Raw genomic sequence first — 22,404 nt, 5'->3', positions numbered from 1 at the left:
GGACATGTCGATCTGGACCCGTATATCCGACGCGCTGAGTGCGCTTGCCCAGGGCGAAAGCCTGACGGAGGTTTTTGAACGCCTGCGGACGCCACCCGAAAGGTCCGTGGCCTTTGCCATCGCCGTTATTGCGCTGGGTGCCAAGATGGCCAAGGCCGACGGGCAGGTGACCCGCGACGAAGTGACGGCTTTTCGCGAAGTGTTTCAGATTGCGCGCGGAGACGAAGAGGGGGCCGCCAAGGTCTTCAATATGGCGCGGACAGATGTTGCGGGTTTTCAGGAATATGCGCGCAAAATCAAAGGAATGTTCGCCGAAGATAACACCACGCTCTGCGATCTGATGGAAGGGCTCTTTCATATCGCGATGGCAGACGGGTTCTATCACCCCAACGAGAATGAGTTCCTTGAGGAAGTCAGCAGGATATTCGGACAGACGGATGCTCAGTTCATGGCACTGCGCGCGCGATTTGTTCCCGAAGCGCCCGCTGATCCCTTTACGGTGTTGGGTGTAAGCAGAGAGATGTCGTTGCCGGAAATTCGCAAGGTCTGGCGTAAACTGGTTCGGGAAACGCATCCAGACGCGATGATGGCGCGCGGTGTACCCGAAGAAGCCGTTCGTCTGGCGGAAAAGAAGATGATCGACATCAACCGCGCCTGGGACGAGATCAACGGCGCCCGGGTCTGATGTCATGCGGTTGGCGACCTACAATGTGGAATGGTTCGCCAATCTTTTTGACAGCGATGACAATCTGATCGTTGACGACAGTTGGTCCGGGCGTCACGACGTTACCAAGGCGCAACAGTTCGAAGCGATCGCCAAGGTGTTGACCGCTGTTGATGCCGATGCGGTACTGATCGTCGAAGCGCCAAATACAGGGAAAACTCAGAACACGGTTCGCGCCCTGCAGCGGTTTGCGGAAGCGTTTGACTTGCGGACCTCTCATGCCGTGATGGGGTTTCCCAACGATACGCATCAGGAACTAGCGCTTTTGTACGACCCCGATCGGCTGAGCGCCCGTCATGATCCGCAGGGTGAACCGCCCGGCAAGGACAATGGTCTCGAAACGCCCCGGTTTGACGGGGTGTTTCAGATCGATCTGGACGTTGATGCCACCAAAGATTCAGTCCGGTTTTCCAAGCCACCTATGGAATTGGCGGTGACGTTGCGCTCGGGATTCGAATTCCGCCTGATCGGGGCGCATCTGAAATCCAAGGCACCGCATGGGGCCTCAACGCGGGACGAGGCCGTGCGCCTTTCGATTGCCAATCGAAGGAAGCAACTGGCTCAGGCCATTTGGTTGAGCACACGCATCCGGTCGCACCTGGCCAGTGACGAGGCCGTTATTCTCATGGGGGATTTGAATGACGGTCCGGGACTGGACGAGTTTGAGCACCTGTTCGGGCGCTCAACAGTCGAGGTTCTTCTGGAGGCAGGGCTTTTTGATCCACATGCCGTTGAGGCCCATCGGCTAAGACCGAAATCGGTGCCTGCGACCGCGCGGTTTGCCATGCCACAGGAAGGGCGTTTTCTGGACGCGCTACTGGATTACATCATGATCAGCGGTGACCTGCAGTCCCGGCGGCCGGTCTGGAGGATCTGGCATCCTTTCGACGATGAAGAATGCTGGAAAGTTCCTGAACTACGGGATGCACTGCTGACTGCTTCGGACCACTTTCCCGTGACGCTGGACATTGATCTGTAGGCTTTCATGTCCGACTACCGACACCTATATTCAAGCTATGCGTAAATCGGCCCTGATATGTGTTCTGTTTGCGCTGGCGCCGCTGCCAGCTGCAGCAGAGGAGGACGACAAATCCCTGATGGAGCAGGGGGCGGAGCTGTTTTTCGAAGGCCTTCGACAGGAAATGGAGCCATCGCTGAACACGCTGCGGGAACTGGCGTTGCAGTTTGGACCGGCCATGCAGTCATTTGTTGACAATATGGGTCCGGCACTGGCCGAACTTATGGCGCAGGTCGACGACTGGAGCGCATATGAGGCGCCGGAAATACTGCCCAACGGTGATATCATCATCCGCAAGAAGCCAACGCCGCCCCCGCAGGAGGAAAGCGGTGAAGAGCCTGAGCCTCCTTCAGAAGGGACAGATATCTGACGGGCCGTTTTACCGGCGTTTGCTGATCAGTCCCGGACGACAACGCGCACTTCGGATTTCAGGGCGCTGGCCAGACCATTCAAACGCGATTCTGCAACCTCGCTGAACAGCGGCAGGGTTTCCGAAGGCAGAATAAGTTCCAGTTGCTGCTTTTTCGGATAGTAGCGTAGTTTGCCCATTCTGGCGTCGGTCTGCATCCACAACATTGCTCCAAACCGCATGGCCTTGCCGAGTATTTCCGCCTGTTTCTGGCCTTTGTCGTCCAGCAAAGCATACAGCGGTTCGAACCGGTCGCCTTCGCGTTTGTTGCGATAGCGGTGTTGCAGCGCCAGACCGATGAACACCCTTTCGGAATGCTTCAGCCCACCCAGATTGGCGCGGGTCACGGTGTCAAAACACACCTCAGAACGATAGTCGGGATGCGCCCGCCAGTTGACGTCGTGCAGCAGGCACGCCGCTTTGACCAGACGTATGCTGGACTCCGGCGCCGAACGGAAAAGGGGCATCACAAATTCGAACAGGTGCTTTCCGAACCCCGGTAGCCGGGCATCCTTGATCTCGGCAAAACGGCTGGCTTCGATCAGCGGGTCTCGGTCGCGCAGGCGCTGCGGCATTTGCTGATACAGCAACCCTTCGCGGATACCGTAGCTTGAGATAGCGATGTCCTTGGGCTTGAAGGTGCGGATCAGCCGCCCCAACACATCCATCGCATAAGGTACCAGAGCCATACGCGACCCAGAAACACCCGCCTGTGACCTCAGTTTCTCGGGGTCGTTCTTTTCGATGAACTTGATGGTTTCGCGGACCTGCTTGGTGGTCATCCGATATTCATGCAAAACCTGCAGTGGATATCCTCGCCGCAACATGTCGAGCCTTGCAAACGCACGCCAGCTGCCGCCGACCAGAAACAGCCGGTCCCGCTGCGGCCCAAGCTGGTCGCGCAGTTCTTCCATCGTCTGCTTGATATGCGCCTTGCGGCCCCGACGCCCACCTTTGATGTCGCGCAGTTTCAGCGGCCCAAGGGGTGAGGTGACACGCAGCCCGACGTCACCATCGCCGATCTCGGCAAGCTCCATGGAAGACCCGCCGATATCGCAGATCAACCCGTAAGCCCCCGGCCAACCCAGCAGCACACCCTGCGCCGACAACCGGGCCTCTTCCTCGCCATTGATGACGGAGATGCTCAATCCTGTTTCTTTTTCGACCTGCGCACAGAAATCCGGGCCGTCGCTCGCCTCGCGTACGGCCGCAGTTGCGACGACATGCAGGGGGGGCAGGTCCAGATCCCGAGCCAGATGCTGAAACCGCTTCAGAGCGGCCAAAGCCCGCGTGCGGCCGGTCGGGTTAAGCTTGCCGGTTTCCGACAGACCCGCCCCAAGGGCACACATAATCTTTTCGTTGTAAAAATACGCTGGGGAACGTGCCGCGCCGTCGAAAATGACCATCCTGACCGAGTTCGAGCCGACATCGACAACGCCGACGCGCGACAAGGCTCTTACACTTGGATCGTCAAACAGAGGGCGGCCAAACGGGTCCCAATCGGGAACACTGGTTTCGTCTGAGGTTTCGACGGATTTTTCCATGTCTCTTCCGATCTTGCCAACGGCAGAATGCGAAATCGTGAATGCCCGGTCAATTGTCGGATGCGCCTGCGTCATTATTGAGCACCCGGCTGGCCAGTGTTCGCGTAATCTCGCGTTTTTCGGACAGCGCCACGTGGTCAAGCCGTTCGACAAGTTCCGCTGCGGTTTCGAACCGGCGGTCCATATGCTTGACGAGGTAGGAAATCACGTCAGGACCGGGATTGAGCTGACGGTCGACGAAAAGTTTTGCCAGCACCGCGCACAACAGGGCATCGTCAGGCGGGTCAAGCGCCACATGATGCGCACCCGCAACCCGGCTTTGCAAATCGGCCAGTGGTAGTTGCCAGAGGTTGGGTGCCAGACGCCCGGTCATCAGCAGCGCGTTGCCTTCGGCAAGAACGAGGTTGTGCAGGTGAAACAGGGTCTTCTGTTGCTCAGGGTCGCCTGCGATCATCGGCACATCCTCGACCGCGATCGGCGTTCGGGACAGGGCGGGAACATCGTCGAAACGAATTTCGGATGCCTGTACGATCCGACCACCGGTTTCACCGGCCCAGACATGTGCCAGATGGGTTTTGCCTGCACCTGCCGGTCCGCTCAGCACCAGCTTGTTTCCGGGCCAGGACGTCGCTGAAATCATGGCCACGGCCAGCGCATTCGCCGGTGAGACGAAAAAATCCTCTCGTCCCAGCGCGGTTTTCGCCGGAAGGTCAAAGCTCAGTTGTCTTGCCATTCAGTGGTTATCCTGATCCCGCGCGCTCAAGCCCGTATAGAGGCGGCTCGTCAGATATTGCGATGTGGCGAACCTTGCAAGCACTCCAAGTGCGGCGGCGACCGGAACGGCGATCAGCATGCCAACAAATCCGAACAGCGCGCCAAACACGGACAGGGCCAGCAGTAACCAGACCGGGTGCAATCCCACGGAGCTGCCCACCAGCTTGGGCGTCAGGAAATTGCCTTCGGTCACCTGACCCAATGCGAAAATACCGGCGACCAGCCCGATCGAGGCCCAGTCGCCCCAGAACTGAAACAGGGCAAGGCCAATGGCCAGCGAACCACCGATCAGCGCCCCGAGATAGGGGATGAAAGTGACCAGACCCGCGATAAACCCGACAATCAGCCCGAATTGCAGACCCACGATCATCAGCGCGATGGCGTAATACGTTCCCAAAATCAGACAGACGGTCCCCATTCCGCGCACGAATGAGGCAAGAACCTTGTCGATATCTCCGGCAAGCTGACGGATGGCCGGGGCATGATCACGCGGCAGCAATTCGTCGATCCGTGCGATCATCCGGTCCCAGTCGAGCAACAGATAGACAGTGACGACCGGTACGATTACCAGCAATACAACCACATTCACCGCCGACCCGAGAGATGCAACGACGGTTTGCAGCACTTCACCCGTCTTGGATTTCAGGGTTTCGCCCAGCGAAACCAGGAATTGGTGTGTGTTGGATTCCCGGTCCAGAAGCGCCGGAAACTGCTTTTCGATAAAGCCGCGCAGCTCCTGAAATAGGCTGGGCAGCACTTCAACCAGATCGATCAGCTGCGTGATCAGCGCCGGAATGACCATCAGGGCCAAAAGCACGAACAGCAATATCCCGAATATGGTGATGATCGCGGTTGCCGCCATGCGGGACAGGCCCATTTTCTCCAACCGATCCGCGACCGGATCCAGAAAATAGGCAATCGCCCCACCAATTACAAACGGCAGCAGAACGTCGCCAAGCAGCCAAAGGATCAGGACGAAAACAACGGTCGCAATGCCCCAATACCTGAGCTGATCTTTCACCGGCAAAGCCATCGCGCATTCCCTCGTTGCAGCTCTTGCCCTATTTCTTGGCCTAAGGGCGCGCGCGATGCAAGCGGTTCATGCGATTGAGGTTTTGCCTTTCACACGTGCAACGTGCCCAGTTCCGGCGTGTGATCATCCGCTTCTTCGTCCGGCCAGTTGGTGCGCCAGATCTCGGCCGACCAGTGACCACAATGAACGGCGGGCCGGTCGAACCCGGGCAGGGGCGGCAATAGGGGCGCAACGATTACATCGTGGCGCGGCACGGCGAAATAGGGGAAGGAGTACCGTTCCATTCCGGACGTGTTGACCACGCGATGCGGCGTTGATTTCAGGCGCCCGCCCGACCACAGCTCCAACATATCGCCGATATTCACGACAAAACCGCCGGGTGGGCAATCCGGAGTGATCCAGCCGCCATCCCGGGTCTGCACCTCCAGTCCGCCCACCGGGTCCGGGGCGATGATGGTCAGGGCGTCGGTATCCTTGTGCGGATGGATGCCATACCCGCCTTCGTCCGGGGCCTGTGGGGGATAGTGCAACAAGGTCATGTTGGTCATCGGGTTCGTGAACGCGTCGCGCAAAGCACCGTGGGACAGGCTCAACCCGTCTTCCAAAGCGCCCAGCAGCATATCGGCGACCCCGTCCAGCCGGCTCCAATAATCCAAAAGGACATCGCGCGCCTGAGGCACCTCGCGTGGCCATAGGTTCGGGCCGTAAAGCGCGCAGTCCTTCCGAATGCTTGCATCTTCATCGGCTTCAAAATGCAGCTTGTAGCCTTCGTATTTGTCGGCCTTGCCCGAACCGTCATTTGGGGTGAAAAAACCCATCGGAATATAGCCGCGATAATTGTCGCGGGTGATGGCCTGATCCCACTTGCTCTGTTCCTCTATGCTAAAAACAGCCCGGACACAGACGCGCACGTTGTCGACCACTTCCTGCGAAATGCCGGTCCCGGTGATCGAAAGGAAACCAATCCCAGTACAGGCATTCAGGATTTGCCCAACAGTCGCGTCATAGCCGGGATGGTTGCGGTCGCGCAGCGGCGAGATGTCAATCGTCGGGATATGTTCCATCAGTGAATTCTCACACCTTGTCTGTTCAACTCGTTGCGCACCGGTTCCAGATCCAGCGCGTCGAGGTCACGATTGCTTTTCAACGCCACAGCTGCTGCGATACCCACCCCTTGGCCCATGACAGCGCAACAGGCCATGTTGCGCGTTGCGGCATGGGCGATGCGGTCCGATCCGTGTGACCGGCCGGCAACCAGCAGCCCCTGAACGCCTTTGGGCAGCATCGAGCGATAGGGGATTTGCATGTATCGTCCCGTGGTCGGCAGGATCAGGATGCCGTATCCGTCGATGAACTCGGGGTAGATGCCGATGGTATCCTCGAACCGGCCCTGATGGCGGACGTCATCCTCGGTCATGTTGTACGCGGCGTCGATCTTGCGCGTGTCCCGGATACCGACGGTCATCCCGAAATTCCGCAGCCGCGCATTTTCGCAGCCCGGCATAAAACGCCTCAACGCCTCGATGGCCAGCATGGATTGGCGGCGCCCTTCGATCTCGCCCCGCGTCAGGCTGTCCGGGTCGGTGCCATCGACCCCATCCAGATGGATCAGGTTCATATAGGTCAGCTCACCCGTGTCATGCATCGCGCCCCAAGTGCCTGCAATGGTGTTCAGATGCGCCGGGATCAGCCCTTCCTCGATGGCCTGAGCGAATGGCTTTTTGATGAAGGGCGAAAACATGTCGTCCTCTTTGCCCGAGGTTTCAATGTTCCATTCACCGCCGCCACCCCAGTCCTTGTAGGTCTGCGGATCGGCCTTAATCCCTTCCATGAAGGCGCGCTTGTCCACCCCGGCCAGATGGAACATGACTGAAGCCGCCATCATCTGTTCCGGCGCGGTTTTGAAGGTGGGTGCCCCTGCACGGTGCGCCACATCCGCGTCACCGGTCGCGTCAATGACGATTCTGGCCAGTATCGCCTCGCGCCCCGCCTTGGATTCGGTGATGACCCCGGTAATTCGACTACCATCCATGATCGGCGCGACGAACTGGCGATGTAGCATCGGATGTACGCCGGCCTCTTCGACCAGCTTGTCGGCCACCAGCTTGAACCCTTCGCTGTCCAGCTCATAGCTGAGCGACTGGCTTTCCGGCACGGCGGCGCCCATATCCCGGGCGCGGGTTTCGAATTCAAGGCCGATCCCGCCTGCCTCGACAGTCTGTTCGTGCCGGTACCACGCGAATCCTTCAACGCCGACAGCGGTGATGTTGCCGCCCATGCAGCCGAACCTGTCCATCAGCGACACTTCGGCCCCGGCCCGGGCAGCGGCCAAGGCTGCGGCCAACCCTGCCGGGCCGGAACCGACAACCAGCACATCCGTTTTGTGAACGACGGGAATCTCGCGCGCGGGCTCGTGTATGGTTTGCATCGGGGCCTCGTATTTTACGTTCCTGTCACATTTGGCCTCTGTGACTGGCTGGTCAATCAAAAAACCGACTGACCCTAGGTCGCAAAAACGCCAAAGGCCGATTGCCCCCGCCGGGGGTTTGGACTAAGCACCTTTGAAGTCGAATTCACACCTTTAAAGGTCCATCAATGCGCCTCAGCCGTTACTTTCTGCCCGTTCTCAAGGAAAACCCTTCCGAGGCTCAGATCGTCAGCCACCGGCTGATGCTGCGCGCCGGTATGATCAAGCAGGCCGCCGCCGGTATCTATTCCTGGCTGCCGCTGGGTTTCAAAGTGCTGCGCAAGCTGGAAAACATCGTGCACGAGGAACAGGCGCGTGCCGGTCACATCGCGATCCAGATGCCGATCCTGCAATCGGCAGACCTGTGGCGCGAATCTGGCCGTTATGACGACTATGGTCAGGAGATGCTGCGGATGCAGGACCGGCATGGGCGCGACATGCTGTATACGCCGACGGCCGAAGAACTGGTGACCGACATCTTTCGCGGCCACGTCAACAGCTACAAGGACCTTCCGCTAACGCTCTATCAGATCCAGTGGAAATTCCGCGACGAAATCCGCCCGCGCTTTGGCGTGATGCGGGGGCGCGAATTCTATATGAAAGACGGCTACAACTTCGATCTTACCAAAGAAGACGCGCTGCACGCCTATAACCGTCACCTTGTCAGCTATCTGCGTACCTATGAGCGTATGGGCCTGCAGGCCATTCCGATGCGCGCGGATTCGGGCCCGATCGGTGGGGACTATACCCATGAATTCCTGGTGCTTGCCGATACTGGTGAATCCGAGGTTTTCTACGACAGCGCCGTCACCGACATGACCTTTGGTGATCGCGAGATCGACTATGATAACCGCGAACAGTGTCAGGCCATTCTGGAAGAGTTCACCTCGAAATACGCCCGCACTGACGAAACCCACGACGAAGCCCTGTTCAACCAGATCCCCGAAGAACGCCGCCGCGTGGCGCGCGGGATCGAGGTGGGGCAGATTTTCTACTTCGGCACCAATTACTCCGAGGCCATGGGCGCAACAGTGCAAGGCCCTGACGGCAAGCCGGTTCCGGTTCATATGGGCAGCCACGGCATCGGCGTCAGCCGCCTGATTGGCGCGATCATCGAGGCCAGCCACGACGACAAGGGCATCATCTGGCCCGAGGGCGTGACCCCGTTCCACTGCGGTATCGTCAACCTCAAGCAAGGTGATGACGAAGCGGATGCGGCCTGCGACAAGATCTACAAGGCGCTGACCGCGCTGGGGCTGGAGCCGCTGTACGACGATCGCAACGAACGGGCAGGGGGCAAGTTCGCTACCATGGACCTTATCGGTCTGCCTTGGCGCATCACCGTCGGGCCGCGTGGCCTGAAAAACGGTGTCGTCGAACTCACCAGCCGCCGGACAGGCGAAAGCGAAGAGTTGAGCCCCGAAGAAGCCGTCACCAAAGTCGCGGAGATTTATGAGCGCGCCGGTTGATCATAGCGATGCGCCGCTGATCTCGGTCATCACGGCGACCCACAACCTTTTGTCCGCTGGCAGAAGAGACAGTTTCAGCCGCGTCATCGATTGCATGGCGCGGCAAAATTGTATCCGGGCCGAGCATATCATTCAGGATGGTTCCTCTACGGACGGGACCGTCGAATTTACCGAGGACCTGATTACAGGCGCTCCACGCACACGGTTCATCAGTGAGCCGGACAAGGGGCTATACGACGCGATGAACCGTGGCGTGAAAGCGGCGAGCGGAGCGTATGTCCTGTTCCTCAATTCAGATGACTGGCTTGCAGGGGACAGCACGCTGAACGATGCTGCCGACCTTTTGGCGAAACGAGGGCCGGACTTTGCATATGGCTCGACGGTCGAACGCGGCGCCGACGGACAGATTGTCAAAGACCGCCCCCCTGATCCACGAGCGGTTCTTCAGCGGATGCCTTTTTCGCACAACTCCGTTTTCATCCACCGCGACCTGTTTCATCGACTTGGCGGGCATGATCTGAGTTTCGCGGTCGCATCGGATTATGATCTGGTGCTTCGCATGTTCGCCAGCGGCGCCACGGGTGTCGATCTGAACATGCCGATTTCGGAATATTCATCGCGCGGCGCATCGGCGGACGATGCGCGCGTTGCACGGGATTACGCCATGGCGTGGTACAAATTCCTGAACGGATTTGCATCACTGTCGGGGCGTTACACTGTCGAGGATTGCCTGAGCTGGTACTATCAGGGAAACATGCCCCTCAGTCTTTGCCGCAGCTTGCAATCCATCAGTGAATTCCCCGACGCCCTCAGGCCCGCTCTAAAAGAAAGCCTTGGCAAGGCGCGTCGCCGGGCATGGCAGTTTTGGCGGAAAAGTAAGGTGCCGGTAAACCGGGACGTCTCTGGGTAAGGTGGCAGGGATTTGATCACAAACGCGGAAATCGGTGGCAACGGTCGATTTGGAAATCAGATTTTCCAATACATGTACCTGTCGTTCCATGCAGCCAAATATGGTCTGGAGTTTGCAAATCCGCCCTGGGACGGGGATTCCATTTTCAACATTCAGCCGGGCCGCAACAATCTGCCGGAACCGGATCGGAAGTTGATCGAGAATTTCCAAGATCCCCGGCATTGCCCCATACGGAATGCGACCGGCCCGTTGGATGGCGCGGACGTGTCCGGGTATTTTCAGTTTCCAACCAGTTTCTACGCGCCGCAACGGGATCGGTTGCAGGGTGAGTTTTCATTCAAACCTCCATATTCCGATTATGCAGCAAGGTTACAGGGCTGGTTTTCTGAATTGCCGGGAACCGTTGTCGCGGTGCATATGCGGCGGGGTGACTACGGGACAGGTATTTTCTTTCGTGCACCGTCCGAATGGTACACGGATTGGCTTGATACCCTGCGGGAACAGGTCGGCGAACTTACGGTCTATGTCGCCAGTGATGATCTTGACAGCGTGTTGGATGACTTTGGTGCGTTCAATACGGTGTCCGCAAAGGATGCGCCGCATCCCCTTCCGTCTCCGGGATTTGTAACGGATTTCATGGCTTTGTGCTTTGCCCGGCAGGTGGCCGTATCCAACTCGTCCATGTCTTTCGCCGCGACCATGTTCAACGATGTTGCTACGTCGTTCTATCGTCCTTCTCTCAGGGAACGCAGGCTTGTGCCATATGATCCCTGGGACGCCGATGTATTATTGACGGATGTCATCGCCGAAGATGCGGGTGAAGAGTTCATGAGCGAGCGCGCAAAGTCGCGCACCAAGTACAAGATCAGAAAGTTCTTTCGCAGGAATGCGTGGCAACGCCAAAGGGCAAACCGAACCTGACGGCTGAACGACGTTGTTCGACTCGTCAACCCTGTCTGTTCAGCTTTGCCGCAGCTTAGGATCAGGGCGGGCGATGATCAGGTCGCCATCCGCATGATCACCACGGGCGATCACCATCGGGCGGCCCATTCGCCGCACCAGTTCGCGCAGTTCAAAGCCCAGAAATTTCAGCCCGCAAATCCGGCCACCCGTCGCCTGATCGGTCAGGCACAGACGTCCATCCCGAAACGCAAGGCTGTATCCCTTTTCGCGCAGGATGTCGGACAATGCGCCCCAGTTTGCGGCGTTTGTGAATAGCGGTCTGATGGATGCCCGCAGCAACGCGGCGGTTTCGCAATCAAGCTCAGCTGATTTGTTTTCAATCCCGGCCATTCCGGGGCTAACTAATTCCTCTTGAAAATTCATGAGCGACCCCCCGCTCTGGTACTGGTTAATGTGTTCCCCCACTTGGCAGAGTGACAAAATTTCGCAGATTAGGCAAAACGTGAAACTATATTACCCTATTTTCGTTGCAAAACGAACTCAGTTGGCGCTCACATTCTCACTTTGTTTACATGTTTGAAACAAAATCCCCCGCGCTGTGAGGGATTTAGCCCTCATGTCTGTTCCTGAAAGGTACACGCCAGACGAATCATTGGATCGGGACGCGTCCACTGTTGGCCTTTTAATTGGCGCTTTCGGCTTGAAGCGGTTTTGCCAATCGGGGTATCTGACTTGACCGCTCAAGCTTTTGGGACAAGGGTCGCCCGATCTGATTTGCCGGAGCACCAATGGCCGTAACTCCTCCTCCTTTTGCACCTTTTGAATGGAAGATCGCCTGGCGCTATCTGCGTGCTCGCCGTGCCGAAGGCGGGGTCAGCGTCATGACGTGGATCTCCCTCATCGGGATCACGTTGGCGGTCTTTGCCCTTATTGCGACGCTGGCGGTTCGTTCCGGATTTCGTTCGGAATTCGTGGGCACGATCCTTGGGGCTAATGCCCATGTCACCGTCTATTCGATAGGCGAGGTGGATGCGCAGGGGCGGGTCGATCGCACTATCGCGGATTTCGACGGAATGGCCGAGCGCATTCAGCAGGTACCGGGGGTGGAGCGCGCGGCGCCACTGGTCAAGGGTGAGGTTCTGATCACCAATCGCGACAGCAGCTCCGGCGTTCAGGTGTTTGGCATCCGGCCCGATGATCTGCTGGACCTGCCGGGGATCGCGCAAAGCGAACAGGCTTACGGTGACCTTTCGCAGTTCGAGGATGGAAAGGATGTCATCGCCATCGGGTCCGGTGTCGCGCGCGCCATCGGCGCGACCGTAGGTGACCGTATTAAACTGACCTCGCCCAACGGGGTTAAAACCGCATTCGGCACCTCACCAAGGGTGAATGCGTATGAGATCGTTTATGTCTTTTCCGCAGGCCGGTACGATATCGACCGCACGCGGGTGTATCTGCCATTTGCTCAGGCGCAGGCCTTTTTCAATCGTGAAGGTGCCGCTGATGAGATCGAGGTGATGGTTGCCCAGCCGGAACAACTCGAGCCCGCACTGATCCCGATACTCGAAGCCGCAGGTGATGGAACGCAGGTCTGGACGTGGAAAGATGCTTCGGGCGGATTTCTGCGTGCGCTTGAGGTCGAGGACAACGTGATGTTCATCATCTTGTCGATCCTCGTTCTGATCGCCGCGATGAATATTGTGTCCGGCCTGATCATGCTGGTCAAAAACAAGGGACGCGATATCGGCATTCTTCGTACCATCGGCCTGAGTGAGGGTTCGGTTTTGCGCGTGTTCTTTATCTGCGGCGCATTTACCGGAATTCTGGGCACTGTGTTCGGGGTGATCCTCGGCTGCCTGTTTGCGATCTATATCGATACGATCTTTTCCTTTGTGAACTATGCGATGGGGGGCGGTGTCTGGGACCCGTCCATTCGCGGCATCTATGCCCTGCCGGCAGAGTTGCACCTGTCAGATGTGCTCAAGGCAGTGGCCCTGTCTCTGGGATTGTCCTTTTTCGTCACTTACTTTCCGGCCCGCCGCGCGGCGCGGCTGAACCCGGTCGAGGCGCTGCGCTATGAATGATGTGACATTGCGGTTGAGCGGTTTGACCAAGACCTATCTGAAAGGCAAACCGGGCGAGGTTCAGGTTCTGCGCGGTGCCGATCTTGAATTGCGCGCGGGCGAGGCCGTTGCCCTTGTTGCGCCATCGGGCGCAGGTAAATCCACGCTTCTGCACATTGCAGGCCTGCTGGATACGCCCGACACCGGGACGGTTGAGATTGCCGGAAACAACGCGACCGGCAAGGGCGATCGCACCCGAACGGCAATCCGGCGGCGGGATGTGGGCTTTGTCTATCAGTTCCACCATCTTCTGCCGGAGTTTACCGCCCTCGAAAATGTCACCCTGCCGCAACTGGCAAACGGCACCTCCGAACGCGCAGCGCAGGAAAGGGCGATGGAGCTGCTCGACCGGGTCGGCATAGCGCCCCGGGCCGCGCACCGCCCCGCGGCCTTGTCCGGGGGCGAGCAGCAGCGTGCCGCATTCTGTCGTGCCTTGGCGAACCGGCCTAAGATCCTGCTTGCGGATGAGCCTACCGGGAATCTGGATCCCGAAACCTCGGATCAGGTGTTCGGGGCGCTTATGGATTTGGTGCGCGGTTCGGGGCTGTCGGCGCTTATCGCTACCCACAATCTGGATTTGGCCGCACGGATGGACCGTGCAGTTCGGTTGGAGGGTGGTGTTCTCAGGCCAGTTGCGTGATCGCAACCCCGATCGCCATGACGGCAATGCCCCCGGCGCGCATCAGGCTCAAAGGCGTGACCTGAGCGCCAAAAAGGCCAAAGTGATCAATAGCGGCCGTGCTGATCAACTGACCCAGCAGAACAAAGAACACTGCATTTCCTACGCCGAAATGAGGTGCCACATGCGTGATCGACAGGACATAGAAAGCGACCAGGACACCGCCGAGAAACAGGTGTTTGGGCGCGTCTGCCATTTTAGCGAATGCCTGCCCGCCCGGTGTCAGCAGCAGAACGGCCGCTGACGACGCAAGCGCGACCGTAAACAGAACGACTGCCGCCGCAGTCGGAGAGCCGACGAACTTTCCCAACGCCGCGTTAAGCGCCGCAAGGATAGGCACGCCAATCCCCGCAGCCAGCATGATGGCCGCATAATGAGTCATTTCCCGAATTCCCTGGTCAGCTATCGTTGATCTGGATCATTGCGGCTGAACGCGCCCCGGGCAAGGCTGTTATTGCAGGGAATTCAACATGATCAACGAGGAGGGCGTGATGGGCAGGCTGTCAAACAAAGTGGGTGCTGCTGCGTTAACACTGTTTTCGCTTTGCGCAACGACTGCGTTCGCACAGGACGCAAATCGCGGAGAGGACCTGTATCTGCATCATTGCGCGACCTGTCATGGTCTGGACGCCACCGGCCATGGGCCGATGGCAGGGGTCCTGGTGATTCAGCCAACAAATCTGACGGCGCTTCAGAAAGACGCCGACGCGTTTCCAACCGCCCGCGTCGTCGCCCGCATCGACGGGCGCGAGCCGCTGGTCAGCCACGGAAGCCCGATGCCGGTCTACGGTCCTTATTTCGAGGGCAGGGATGTGGCAATCAAGGCCCCCGACGGCCAACCGATCATGACAAGTCAAGCTATTGCGGATCTTGTTGCCTACCTGAAGACGTTGCAGCCCAGCTAAGCCACCGGTGGCGCCCACTTCCGCCAGCCCGTGCTGATATCAGCTCAGCTGCAAATCCCCTCGACCTTGGCGCCGCGCCACGGGATGACTACGTCGCTCTCGCGCCCATCTGTCGGAAGCGCAGCAAGGTTCAGGTGTTTCCCCAGCATGTCGTGAAGACGCCTGGTCCGGGCTGCATCGGGATCCAGAGCACGGCAACAGACATACTCTTCGACAATGGCGCCTTGCTGCTCGAACCCGTAGCTCAGAAAATCCGGTGAGGTGTCGAGATCAAACAGGTAGGGATCATCGCTTGAGCCGTGTTCAGCCGCCGCGCGCAGAGGGTGGTAACCGGTTTCCTTTCGGTTCTGCCATTGCCAGACATGGGTCAGTTCATGTGCCAGCAGCATCGCCGCGATCAGGTTCATTTCGTCCGGGTATTCGGACATATAATCCTCCAGATACCAGTCCCGGGTGAAAAAGACGCGGTTGAACAGCGCGACCGCCGCCGGTTTGCTGGTCACGACCTCTTCCTTGACCGGTGGCAGTATCCTTTCCCGGCAAGCCAAACGCGGGCGGGGTTTGCGGTGAAAGGTTATCGGCGCGACGGGTGCGCCTTCGATAAGCCGAACGCGGTCAAGTTCCAGCGATTCGCCATGAACGTTTTGCACAAAGGCACGTTCGGTATCGGTCAATGGGCGCCCGCAAGCGGTAAGAAGAATGGCAGACAGAACAAAAACACATCGGATCATGCAGAGAAGCCTAATGCGCCCGGTCGTCTCTGCAAGTCGTTTTCAGAGACTCATCGCAAGCACGCGGCTGATTTCCGTCAGCGAACGTCCCGATTGCTCCATCCAGATATTGAATGCGTCCTGCACCGCGGCCATGGCCTTTTTTGACGTTGGCGGCTTGTCCACGACGCCCTCGGCGATCAGCCGCCCGGTGACATCACGGGACAGAATGAAACTGTCCCGCCCGGCAAAACGCATTGCATACTGGGCGGATGCGCCACCAAGGCGTGACCCGCGTTTACCCAGCATTGCCAGAAGGCCAATATAATCGGTCGATGGCCATCCACCCAGTACTCGGCCCGCGCCGCCTTCTTCGCGCAACTCCAGCAGAAAGGCGGCATTGTCCCGGACCGAGGCAATCTTGGTGCCGTTTCTGACGATCCGTGTGTCCTGCAACAACGCGTCGAATTTTTCGTCATCCATAAAGGCACAGCGGCCGACATCGAACCCGTCAAAGGCCGTCTCGAATCCATCCCATTTGTTTTCGATGACCTTCCAGTTGAACCCGGCCTGAAACACGCATTTGGTAATAACGGACAACCAGCGATCCTCGGACATCGCCGCAAGCTCATCCTGGGATTTGGGTTTGCTCAGTGTCGCCTCCAAAGCCTCCGCCCCGCCATGACGGTTTGCCGCCAGACCGAAAATCTCATCGAAATGGTGCATGGTAGCATCCTCCGTCCTTTCGCAAAACGTATCTGCGCGGGGTGTGTCTGCCAAGCGAGGCGTAATTTTTATGCCGTTGACCCAAAGTATTTCTCGACAAACAGGGTATTTTCGGTTTGTGATTGACCCGTCAATCAATATCCGGCGATATATAAGAGCCGAATCCGGTTTTGGCGTCGCGGCGTTCAAAAAGGGATGAGACAGAAAAGGAATCGGAGTGTCGGACAACTACGCCGTACTGCGTCACGAATAAAACTAAGCGCTTTCTTTTCGTGGCCGAAAATGTGCATGTTGCGATACGGTACTGACACCAGCAGAACGCAACCGGCGGGGTAAGGCCCGCTGGGATCAGTAAAAACAAATAAAACAGGGAGTTAATCGATGAAAAAACTGAGCGTAAGCCTATTGGCCATGACGGTCGCCGGTTCGGCCTATGCTGCCGATATGGGCGCAGTGGACGAGCCGATCAAGCTGGCCATCAATGAATGGACGGGGCAGCACGTCACTACGCATGTCGCGGGTGAGATGCTGAAAGCGGCCGGTTACAATGTCGAATATGTCACCGCGGGCATGATGAACCAGTTCCAGGCGCTGGCCGATGGCGACATCGATGCGACGCTGGAAATTTGGTCGTCGAACGTTTCGGACGAATATGCCAAGAAAATTGACGAAGGCACCGTTGTTGAAATCGGTGATCTGGGTCTCGACGCCAAGGAAGGCATTGCTTACCCGGCGCACGTCGCAGACCTGTGCCCGGGCCTGCCCGCATGGGAAGCACTGAAGGATTGTGCGCAGGTCTTTGCCACGGCCGAAACGCTGCCCGGTGGCCGTCTTGTGGATTACCCCGCAGATTGGGGTACACCCGGCGCGGATCGGATGACCGGTCTGGATCTGCCGTTCAAGGCGGTTCCTGCAGGTTCCGAGGGCGCATTGATCGCGGAACTGCGCGCATCGACCGAGCGCAAGTCGCCGCTGCTCATCACCTTCTGGCAGCCGCATTGGGCGATGTCGGCTTATGACGTGAAATTCGTTGATCTGCCGCCCGGCGAAGAGGCGTGCTTCAGCGATCCGGCATGGGGTCCGAACCCAAATGCAGTCAACGATTGCGACTTCTCGCCTTCGCGCATCTTCAAGGCCGGTTGGAGTGGCATGGAAGAAAAGTGGCCCGCCGCCTATGAGATCCTGACCAACTACCAGCTGGCGGTCGAAGACCAGCAGCCGATGATGGGCGCGATCGACGTTGACGGTGGCAAAGTCGAAGAAGTGGTCGCCGCATGGATGGCCGAAAACGAAGGCAAATGGCGTCCGGTTGTCGACGCTGCAACCAAGTGAGCTGCCTGCGTGACTGACACAACTACGCCAGCCATTGCCTGCCAGAACCTCTGGCAGGTCTTTGGCACCGGCGCTGACAAAGCCCTGACCGACGCGTTGTCTCGGTCAGGGGGAGACGCCGATCAGGCCGCCACCGACCTGCGTGAAAAAGGGTTCATTCCCGCGGTGCAGGACGCGAATTTCGAGGTTCGGGATGGCGAGTTGTTCGTCATCATGGGGCTCAGCGGTTCCGGCAAATCGACGCTGATCCGCTGTATTTCACAGCTGCTGCCGGGCACCGGCGGTGAGATACGCATCGAAGGCGAAAATGTCATCGGTGCCTCCAAGAAAGCGCTGACCGAACTGCGCCGCAAGAAATTGGGCATGGTGTTTCAGCACTTTGGCCTGTTCCCGCACATGACTGTAGCCGAAAACGTGGCCTATCCGCTTAAGGTGCAGGGCATAGGGCGCAAGGAACGCCGCGCGCGCGCACAAGAGGTGATTTCTCTGGTCGGCCTTGAAGGCCGCGAAGACAGTTTCCCCCGCCAGCTTTCCGGTGGTCAGCGTCAGCGTGTTGGGATCGCACGATCACTGGCTGTGAACCCGGATATCTGGTTTCTGGACGAGCCGTTCTCGGCGCTTGATCCGCTGATCCGCCGCCAGTTGCAGGACGAGTTCCTGCGCATTCAGGCGACGCTGAAGAAATCTATCGTGTTTATCACTCATGACATTCAGGAGGCGCTGAAGCTGGCCGACCGTATCGCCATCATGCGTGACGGCAAGATCGTACAGATCGGCACGCCTACGGATATCGTCCTGCGCCCGGTCGATGACTATGTGCGCGAGTTTTCCAAGGATGTCGCCAAAGGCCAGCACGCCAAGGTCGCATCGGTCATGCGCCAGGGCGAAGGTGAACGCGGCCCGGATGATCCGGGACTGACGACATCGATGACGCTGGACGCCGCGCTGGCGCATTGCATGGAACTGTATGAACCGGTTCCCGTGCGGGATCAGACCGGCACCATCGTCGGCACGGTTCATCCGTCCGATCTGGCCGCTGCTTTGCAGGTGGAAGAGGCATGAGCGCTTTAGCCGATGTGCCGAAAACAAGCTCTGTTCGGTTGACGGTTGGTGCACAGGCGGCGCTGATCACCGTTCTGGTCGGCGCGATCTGTCTGGCGCTGGAACCCTTTGTGCCATGGCTGGTGAAATGGCCAACTACGTGGGAGCTGCCTGCGACCGAGTGGGTCGGGACGTTTCTGGCCTGGTTTCTGAACGGTATCAAACCGGCGGCTCGGTTGTTTTCTGACGTGATGGCCTATCCGATGGATTGGGCAAACTATGTGCTGGGCAACACGCCCTGGCCGCTGTTGATCGGAATTGTCACCGCGCTGGGCTGGTATCTGGGTGGACTGCCCATGGCTTCGCTGGGGTTTCTCGGACTCAGTTTCGTGCTGGCGTCAGGGTATTGGGCGGAAAGCATGAATACCCTCGCGCTTGTGGCGGTTTCGGTGCCGGTGGCGCTGATCGTGGGCGGCGCAATCGGTATCCTGGCCAACGAAGTGCCTCGGGTGAAATCCTTTGTGCAGGCCGTTTTGGATGTCATGCAGACCGTGCCGACCTTTGCCTATCTCACACCGCTGCTGCTGCTCTTTGGTTTCGGTCCGGTCGTGGGCCTGATTGCGTCGGCCATCTATGCCGCGCCTCCGATGGCCCGCAATGTCATGCTGGGGCTGGAACGGGTCGAGCATGAGGTGAAAGAGGCCGCCATCATGTCCGGTGGTACGCGCCTCCAGCAGCTGTTTCAGGTCGAAATTCCCTCGGCCTCGACGCAGATCATGGTTGGTGTGAACCAGTGCCTCATGGCCGCCTTGTCGATGGTCATCATCGCCGCCGTGATCGGCGGTTTCAACGACATCGGCTGGGAGGTCCTGCTGACCATGCGCAAGGCGCAGTTTGGTGAGTCGCTGATGGCCGGTCTTGTGATCGTGGTTTTCGCCGTCGTCATCGACCGCATGAGCGGCACTCTGGCCGCCGAGCGCAAGCGATATGACATACGCGTCGTCTGGGCCATGCTGGGCTTTGCGGTGGTGTTCACCATCGCCTTCTGGACCCGGCTGCCCAATCCATCCGATCTGACGCTGCTTGATCCCGTGGCCGACGCCGTGGACAGCGGACTGACCGCATTCACGCAGGATAACGGGCCGTGGCTGGACGCGCTCAAGAACAATTCCCTGTTCTATGTCCTGCTGCCGTTGCGCATTGGTCTGGATCAGGCGGTTCTGCCGTTTACCTGGGGCTTTCAGTGGACCGCAGGCATGAGCTATGGCCTGTTCGCCGCCGGTGCTGTCATCGCCATGCTAATGGCGTGGCGCGGGCACCTGACCGGTGGCCTGACCGTCCTTATCCTGATCGGGATGCTGGAAACCGGGATTGCGAACCTGCCGTGGCCTTTCGTCCTGACCGGGGCTGCCGCACTAGGCTGGGTTGCGGGCGGCTGGCGGTTGGCCCTGCTGTCGGTGGTGCTTCTCAGCACCATCCTGGTCTCGGGCCTGTGGGAAAGAGCGTTGCTGTCGCTTTATCTCAGCGGGGCGGCGGTGTTTTCCTGCGCCGTGGTTGGCGGGCTGATCGGTCTGGCCAGTGCAGTCTGGAGCCCGGTCTGGAAGATCGTGCGTCCGATCTGTGACATGTTGCAGACAATTCCGCTGTTTGTCTTCCTGATCCCCGTCCTCATGGTGTTCCAGATCGGCGAGTTCTCGGCCTTTCTGGCGATCTGCGCCTATGCGATCGTCCCAATGATACGCTATACGCGGCACGGGCTGGTCAACACGCCGGACGAGATGATGGAGGCCGCCATTTCCAGCGGTGCCAATGAATGGCAAATCCTACGCGACGTGCGCGCGCCCTATGCCGCGCCGACGATCCTGCTGGGGCTGAACCAGACCATCCTTTATGCCTTCGCCATGTTGGTGATCGCGGCGCTGATCGGCACCACCGGTCTGGGCCAGTCGATCTATCTGGCGCTGGGGCAGGCGGATGTGGGTCTGGGCATCTCGGCAGGGGCCGCGATGGCGATCCTTGCACTGATCGCTGACCGCATGGTGCAGGGCTTTGCCGAGGAACGGCGCAAGGCGCTGGGTCTGTGACCCAAGGGCAGGGGGCGGACAATCCGCCCCTTTGCCGTTCTTGACTTCGGACAATGACCGGCACCGCAAAGCTGCCTAGACCGGGCAAAAAACGTTGGAGAGTTCCATGGCCGGTTGGGGCGAGTTCATTGCGGCACTCATCGTCTTTCTGCTCAGCCACGCGATCCCGGTGCGGCCACCGGTCCGCCCGTGGCTGATCTCAAAGCTGGGTCGGACAGGGTATTTCACAGCCTATTCCCTGTTCTCACTGGCGATTCTGGCGTGGCTGATCGTGGCCGCTGCCCGCGCGCCATATGTCGAGGTTATCCCGCCCTTCGGTATATTCCGGTGGGTTCCCGTTCTGATCATGCCCATCGTATGCTGGCTAGCGATTGCCGGTCTGGCGATACAAAACCCGTTTTCCTTTGGCGGATTGGGCCGCAGCCCGTTCGATCCGGATCAGCCCGGAATCCTGCGCACGACCCGCCACCCGATCCTCGCGGCCCTGTTGTTGTGGGCGCTGGCACATTTGCTGGCCAATGGCAGCCTGGCACATGTGATTCTGTTCGGTCTGTTTGCCGGATTCGCGTGGATGGGCATGGCGCTGATCGACCGGCGCAGATCGGCTGAGCTTGGCGCTGAGTGGACCCGGCTTACCCGCAATACCTCGCGGCTGTCGCTACACGCCCCACGCCCGTTGCCGCGTCTATGGGTCTGGATTTCCGCCTTTGCCGCCTATGCGGTTCTTTTGCACCTGCACGCACCCGTGATCGGCCTGTCGCCCCTTCCCTGATGCCGGGAGTGGCCGCGCACCCCACGGCGTGCTATCTGAAACACCAACATCAATTCCGGAGAGCCAAACAATGCATCTGGCCTATGTCACGACCACCGATAGAGGCGCAACCGACCGACTGCTCAGCGCGGTTGCGGAACGCCTGCTGGCGACAGGGGCCAGACTGGCCGGAGTGGTGCAGACCAACACTGAATGCGCCGACAGCAGCAAATGCGACATGGACCTGCGCGTACTGCCTGACGGCGCGACCATCCGTATCTCGCAATCTCTGGGTTCAATGTCGCGCGGTTGCAGGTTGGATCCGGCGGCGTTGGAACAGGCGGTTGGGTATGTGACTGCGTCGCTTGATGACACGCCACAGCTTCTGATCATCAACAAATTCGGCAAGCACGAGGCGGATGGGCGCGGTTTCCGGCCTGTGATCGCCGAAGCTTTGGCACGCGATATCCCGGTACTGGTCGGAGTCAATTCGCTGAACGAAGACCGCTTTCAGGAGTTCACTGACGGCGCTGCGCAAAAGATGGAAGCTGACACGGACGCGATTCTGGAGTGGGTTCAGCAGGTCAACGCCGAAAAATCGGCCGCTGCATAATCAACCTGTGCCGGTCCGGTCGGGACCGAAAAAAGCAACTGGTTCCAGAAACCCGGCGCCGGTCTGATCGGCGCCGATTGTGAAGATGGTGGTGGGCTCAGCCTTCGTCGAACTGGTCTCTAATTCCCTGCATTTTAGGAAAAAAAGGGAAAAACAGGTGCTGGAGCAGGGAGTAGAACTGCAGAAACA

Annotated in this window: 23 protein-coding genes; 14 read left to right on the top strand and 9 right to left on the bottom strand. The window is 58.9% G+C overall.

All coding sequences use genetic code 11. The features are described from left to right. The first annotated feature begins 4 nt into the window (after positions 1-4). Genes ACR0NW_RS03775 through ACR0NW_RS03765 form a run of 3 tightly spaced genes read left to right on the top strand, consistent with a single transcriptional unit; the run spans position 5 to position 2,112 of the window. Positions 5-685, top strand: a complete 681-nt coding sequence (locus ACR0NW_RS03775; protein WP_170650851.1) for a molecular chaperone DjiA — start codon at positions 5-7, stop codon at positions 683-685. Positions 686-689: 4 nt separating this feature from the next. Further along, positions 690-1,703, top strand: coding sequence for an endonuclease/exonuclease/phosphatase family protein (locus tag ACR0NW_RS03770; RefSeq protein WP_480448783.1), 1,014 nt, complete (start codon positions 690-692; stop codon positions 1,701-1,703). 37 nt (positions 1,704-1,740) lie between these two features. Next, a complete protein-coding gene (locus tag ACR0NW_RS03765; RefSeq protein ID WP_480448784.1) occupies positions 1,741-2,112 on the top strand; it encodes a hypothetical protein in 372 nt (123 codons plus the stop codon). A gap of 26 nt (positions 2,113-2,138) precedes the next feature. Here ACR0NW_RS03765 and ACR0NW_RS03760 read toward each other — a convergent pair whose 3' ends face one another. The 5 genes from ACR0NW_RS03760 to ACR0NW_RS03740 form a co-directional block, all read right to left on the bottom strand. Next, on the bottom strand, positions 2,139-3,695 hold the full coding sequence (locus tag ACR0NW_RS03760) for a Ppx/GppA family phosphatase (RefSeq protein ID WP_480449590.1): 1,557 nt from the start codon (positions 3,693-3,695) through the stop codon (positions 2,139-2,141). Positions 3,696-3,744: 49 nt separating this feature from the next. Next, positions 3,745-4,428, bottom strand: coding sequence for an HdaA/DnaA family protein (locus tag ACR0NW_RS03755; protein WP_480448785.1), 684 nt, complete (start codon positions 4,426-4,428; stop codon positions 3,745-3,747). Then, complete coding sequence (locus ACR0NW_RS03750) at positions 4,429-5,502, bottom strand: AI-2E family transporter (RefSeq protein ID WP_170650847.1); 1,074 nt, start codon at positions 5,500-5,502, stop codon at positions 4,429-4,431. 89 nt (positions 5,503-5,591) lie between these two features. After that, positions 5,592-6,566 carry an isopenicillin N synthase family dioxygenase gene (locus ACR0NW_RS03745; protein WP_480448786.1) on the bottom strand — a complete coding sequence of 325 codons (975 nt, stop codon included), beginning with the start codon at positions 6,564-6,566 and terminating at the stop codon, positions 5,592-5,594. After that, a complete protein-coding gene (locus ACR0NW_RS03740) occupies positions 6,566-7,930 on the bottom strand; it encodes an FAD-dependent oxidoreductase (RefSeq protein WP_480448787.1) in 1,365 nt (454 codons plus the stop codon). Before ACR0NW_RS03740 ends, ACR0NW_RS03745 begins: the two co-directional genes overlap by 1 nt. Positions 7,931-8,097: 167 nt before the next feature. Here ACR0NW_RS03740 and proS point away from each other — a divergent pair, with 167 nt between their 5' ends. From proS to ACR0NW_RS03725, 3 genes are read left to right on the top strand one after another with little or no spacing between them, the layout of a single operon-like run. Continuing rightward, entirely contained in the window at positions 8,098-9,438 is a 1,341-nt protein-coding gene (gene proS, locus ACR0NW_RS03735) for a proline--tRNA ligase (RefSeq protein ID WP_480448788.1), read from the top strand. Beyond that, positions 9,422-10,348: a glycosyltransferase gene (locus ACR0NW_RS03730; protein WP_480448790.1), complete on the top strand. Its 927-nt coding sequence runs from the start codon at positions 9,422-9,424 to the stop codon at positions 10,346-10,348. The genes proS and ACR0NW_RS03730 overlap by 17 nt, the downstream gene beginning before the upstream one ends. A 12-nt stretch (positions 10,349-10,360) precedes the next feature. Continuing rightward, positions 10,361-11,269 carry an O-fucosyltransferase family protein gene (locus tag ACR0NW_RS03725; protein WP_480448792.1) on the top strand — a complete coding sequence of 303 codons (909 nt, stop codon included), beginning with the start codon at positions 10,361-10,363 and terminating at the stop codon, positions 11,267-11,269. A 39-nt stretch (positions 11,270-11,308) separates the two neighbouring features. Here ACR0NW_RS03725 and ACR0NW_RS03720 read toward each other — a convergent pair whose 3' ends face one another. Further along, positions 11,309-11,674, bottom strand: coding sequence for a hypothetical protein (locus ACR0NW_RS03720; protein ID WP_480448793.1), 366 nt, complete (start codon positions 11,672-11,674; stop codon positions 11,309-11,311). A 365-nt stretch (positions 11,675-12,039) separates the two neighbouring features. On the opposite strand from ACR0NW_RS03720, the gene ACR0NW_RS03715 reads away from it, so the two are divergent. Both ACR0NW_RS03715 and ACR0NW_RS03710 read left to right on the top strand, forming a co-directional pair. Next, entirely contained in the window at positions 12,040-13,335 is a 1,296-nt protein-coding gene (locus tag ACR0NW_RS03715; protein WP_480448794.1) for a lipoprotein-releasing ABC transporter permease subunit, read from the top strand. Then, positions 13,328-14,014, top strand: a complete 687-nt coding sequence (locus tag ACR0NW_RS03710) for an ABC transporter ATP-binding protein (protein WP_480448795.1) — start codon at positions 13,328-13,330, stop codon at positions 14,012-14,014. The genes ACR0NW_RS03715 and ACR0NW_RS03710 overlap by 8 nt, the downstream gene beginning before the upstream one ends. Here ACR0NW_RS03710 and ACR0NW_RS03705 read toward each other — a convergent pair. Further along, positions 13,998-14,435 carry a DMT family transporter gene (locus ACR0NW_RS03705; RefSeq protein ID WP_170650838.1) on the bottom strand — a complete coding sequence of 146 codons (438 nt, stop codon included), beginning with the start codon at positions 14,433-14,435 and terminating at the stop codon, positions 13,998-14,000. The genes ACR0NW_RS03710 and ACR0NW_RS03705 overlap by 17 nt on opposite strands. Positions 14,436-14,544: 109 nt before the next feature. Between ACR0NW_RS03705 and ACR0NW_RS03700 the strand changes: the two genes are divergently transcribed. Then, the gene (locus tag ACR0NW_RS03700; protein WP_480449592.1) at positions 14,545-14,958 is read left to right on the top strand and encodes a c-type cytochrome; all 414 of its coding nucleotides are present in this window, start codon (positions 14,545-14,547) and stop codon (positions 14,956-14,958) included. 44 nt (positions 14,959-15,002) lie between these two features. Here ACR0NW_RS03700 and ACR0NW_RS03695 read toward each other — a convergent pair whose 3' ends face one another. Further along, positions 15,003-15,689, bottom strand: a complete 687-nt coding sequence (locus ACR0NW_RS03695) for a hypothetical protein (protein WP_480448796.1) — start codon at positions 15,687-15,689, stop codon at positions 15,003-15,005. 42 nt (positions 15,690-15,731) lie between these two features. Then, on the bottom strand, positions 15,732-16,394 hold the full coding sequence (locus tag ACR0NW_RS03690) for a DNA-3-methyladenine glycosylase I (RefSeq protein WP_480448798.1): 663 nt from the start codon (positions 16,392-16,394) through the stop codon (positions 15,732-15,734). A gap of 381 nt (positions 16,395-16,775) precedes the next feature. On the opposite strand from ACR0NW_RS03690, the gene ACR0NW_RS03685 reads away from it, so the two are divergent. From ACR0NW_RS03685 to ACR0NW_RS03665, 5 genes are all read left to right on the top strand, one after another. Further along, a complete protein-coding gene (locus ACR0NW_RS03685) occupies positions 16,776-17,726 on the top strand; it encodes an ABC transporter substrate-binding protein (RefSeq protein WP_170650835.1) in 951 nt (316 codons plus the stop codon). A 9-nt stretch (positions 17,727-17,735) separates the two neighbouring features. Beyond that, on the top strand, positions 17,736-18,788 hold the full coding sequence (locus tag ACR0NW_RS03680; protein WP_480448799.1) for a quaternary amine ABC transporter ATP-binding protein: 1,053 nt from the start codon (positions 17,736-17,738) through the stop codon (positions 18,786-18,788). After that, positions 18,785-20,851, top strand: coding sequence for an ABC transporter permease (locus ACR0NW_RS03675; RefSeq protein ID WP_480448800.1), 2,067 nt, complete (start codon positions 18,785-18,787; stop codon positions 20,849-20,851). The genes ACR0NW_RS03680 and ACR0NW_RS03675 overlap by 4 nt, the downstream gene beginning before the upstream one ends. A gap of 106 nt (positions 20,852-20,957) precedes the next feature. Beyond that, positions 20,958-21,623, top strand: coding sequence for an NnrU family protein (locus ACR0NW_RS03670; RefSeq protein ID WP_480448802.1), 666 nt, complete (start codon positions 20,958-20,960; stop codon positions 21,621-21,623). Positions 21,624-21,693: 70 nt separating this feature from the next. Beyond that, complete coding sequence (locus ACR0NW_RS03665; protein ID WP_480448803.1) at positions 21,694-22,215, top strand: DUF2478 domain-containing protein; 522 nt, start codon at positions 21,694-21,696, stop codon at positions 22,213-22,215. Positions 22,216-22,404: the final 189 nt, after the last annotated feature.

The sequence above is a fragment of the Ruegeria sp. CF5 genome, assembly GCF_056537325.1.
Note: the sequence above shows the minus strand (reverse complement) of the source record. Positions and strands in the feature narration are given on the sequence as shown.

Bases quoted from the DNA above. Each gene is read 5' to 3' on its own strand.
- ACR0NW_RS03690 (WP_480448798.1), bottom strand. From the start codon at position 16,394: ATGCACCATTTCGATGAGATTTTCGGTCTGGCGGCAAACCGTCATGGC.
- ACR0NW_RS03700 (WP_480449592.1), top strand. From the start codon at position 14,545: ATGGGCAGGCTGTCAAACAAAGTGGGTGCTGCTGCGTTAACACTGTTT.
- ACR0NW_RS03750 (WP_170650847.1), bottom strand. From the start codon at position 5,502: ATGGCTTTGCCGGTGAAAGATCAGCTCAGGTATTGGGGCATTGCGACC.
- ACR0NW_RS03675 (WP_480448800.1), top strand. From the start codon at position 18,785: ATGAGCGCTTTAGCCGATGTGCCGAAAACAAGCTCTGTTCGGTTGACG.
- ACR0NW_RS03710 (WP_480448795.1), top strand. From the start codon at position 13,328: ATGAATGATGTGACATTGCGGTTGAGCGGTTTGACCAAGACCTATCTG.
- ACR0NW_RS03670 (WP_480448802.1), top strand. From the start codon at position 20,958: ATGGCCGGTTGGGGCGAGTTCATTGCGGCACTCATCGTCTTTCTGCTC.
- ACR0NW_RS03685 (WP_170650835.1), top strand. From the start codon at position 16,776: ATGAAAAAACTGAGCGTAAGCCTATTGGCCATGACGGTCGCCGGTTCG.
- ACR0NW_RS03775 (WP_170650851.1), top strand. From the start codon at position 5: ATGTCGATCTGGACCCGTATATCCGACGCGCTGAGTGCGCTTGCCCAG.
- ACR0NW_RS03730 (WP_480448790.1), top strand. From the start codon at position 9,422: ATGAGCGCGCCGGTTGATCATAGCGATGCGCCGCTGATCTCGGTCATC.
- ACR0NW_RS03770 (WP_480448783.1), top strand. From the start codon at position 690: ATGCGGTTGGCGACCTACAATGTGGAATGGTTCGCCAATCTTTTTGAC.
- ACR0NW_RS03745 (WP_480448786.1), bottom strand. From the start codon at position 6,566: ATGGAACATATCCCGACGATTGACATCTCGCCGCTGCGCGACCGCAAC.
- proS (WP_480448788.1), top strand. From the start codon at position 8,098: ATGCGCCTCAGCCGTTACTTTCTGCCCGTTCTCAAGGAAAACCCTTCC.
- ACR0NW_RS03665 (WP_480448803.1), top strand. From the start codon at position 21,694: ATGCATCTGGCCTATGTCACGACCACCGATAGAGGCGCAACCGACCGA.
- ACR0NW_RS03760 (WP_480449590.1), bottom strand. From the start codon at position 3,695: ATGGAAAAATCCGTCGAAACCTCAGACGAAACCAGTGTTCCCGATTGG.
- ACR0NW_RS03740 (WP_480448787.1), bottom strand. From the start codon at position 7,930: ATGCAAACCATACACGAGCCCGCGCGCGAGATTCCCGTCGTTCACAAA.
- ACR0NW_RS03755 (WP_480448785.1), bottom strand. From the start codon at position 4,428: ATGGCAAGACAACTGAGCTTTGACCTTCCGGCGAAAACCGCGCTGGGA.
- ACR0NW_RS03705 (WP_170650838.1), bottom strand. From the start codon at position 14,435: ATGACTCATTATGCGGCCATCATGCTGGCTGCGGGGATTGGCGTGCCT.
- ACR0NW_RS03715 (WP_480448794.1), top strand. From the start codon at position 12,040: ATGGCCGTAACTCCTCCTCCTTTTGCACCTTTTGAATGGAAGATCGCC.
- ACR0NW_RS03695 (WP_480448796.1), bottom strand. From the start codon at position 15,689: ATGATCCGATGTGTTTTTGTTCTGTCTGCCATTCTTCTTACCGCTTGC.
- ACR0NW_RS03720 (WP_480448793.1), bottom strand. From the start codon at position 11,674: ATGAATTTTCAAGAGGAATTAGTTAGCCCCGGAATGGCCGGGATTGAA.
- ACR0NW_RS03765 (WP_480448784.1), top strand. From the start codon at position 1,741: ATGCGTAAATCGGCCCTGATATGTGTTCTGTTTGCGCTGGCGCCGCTG.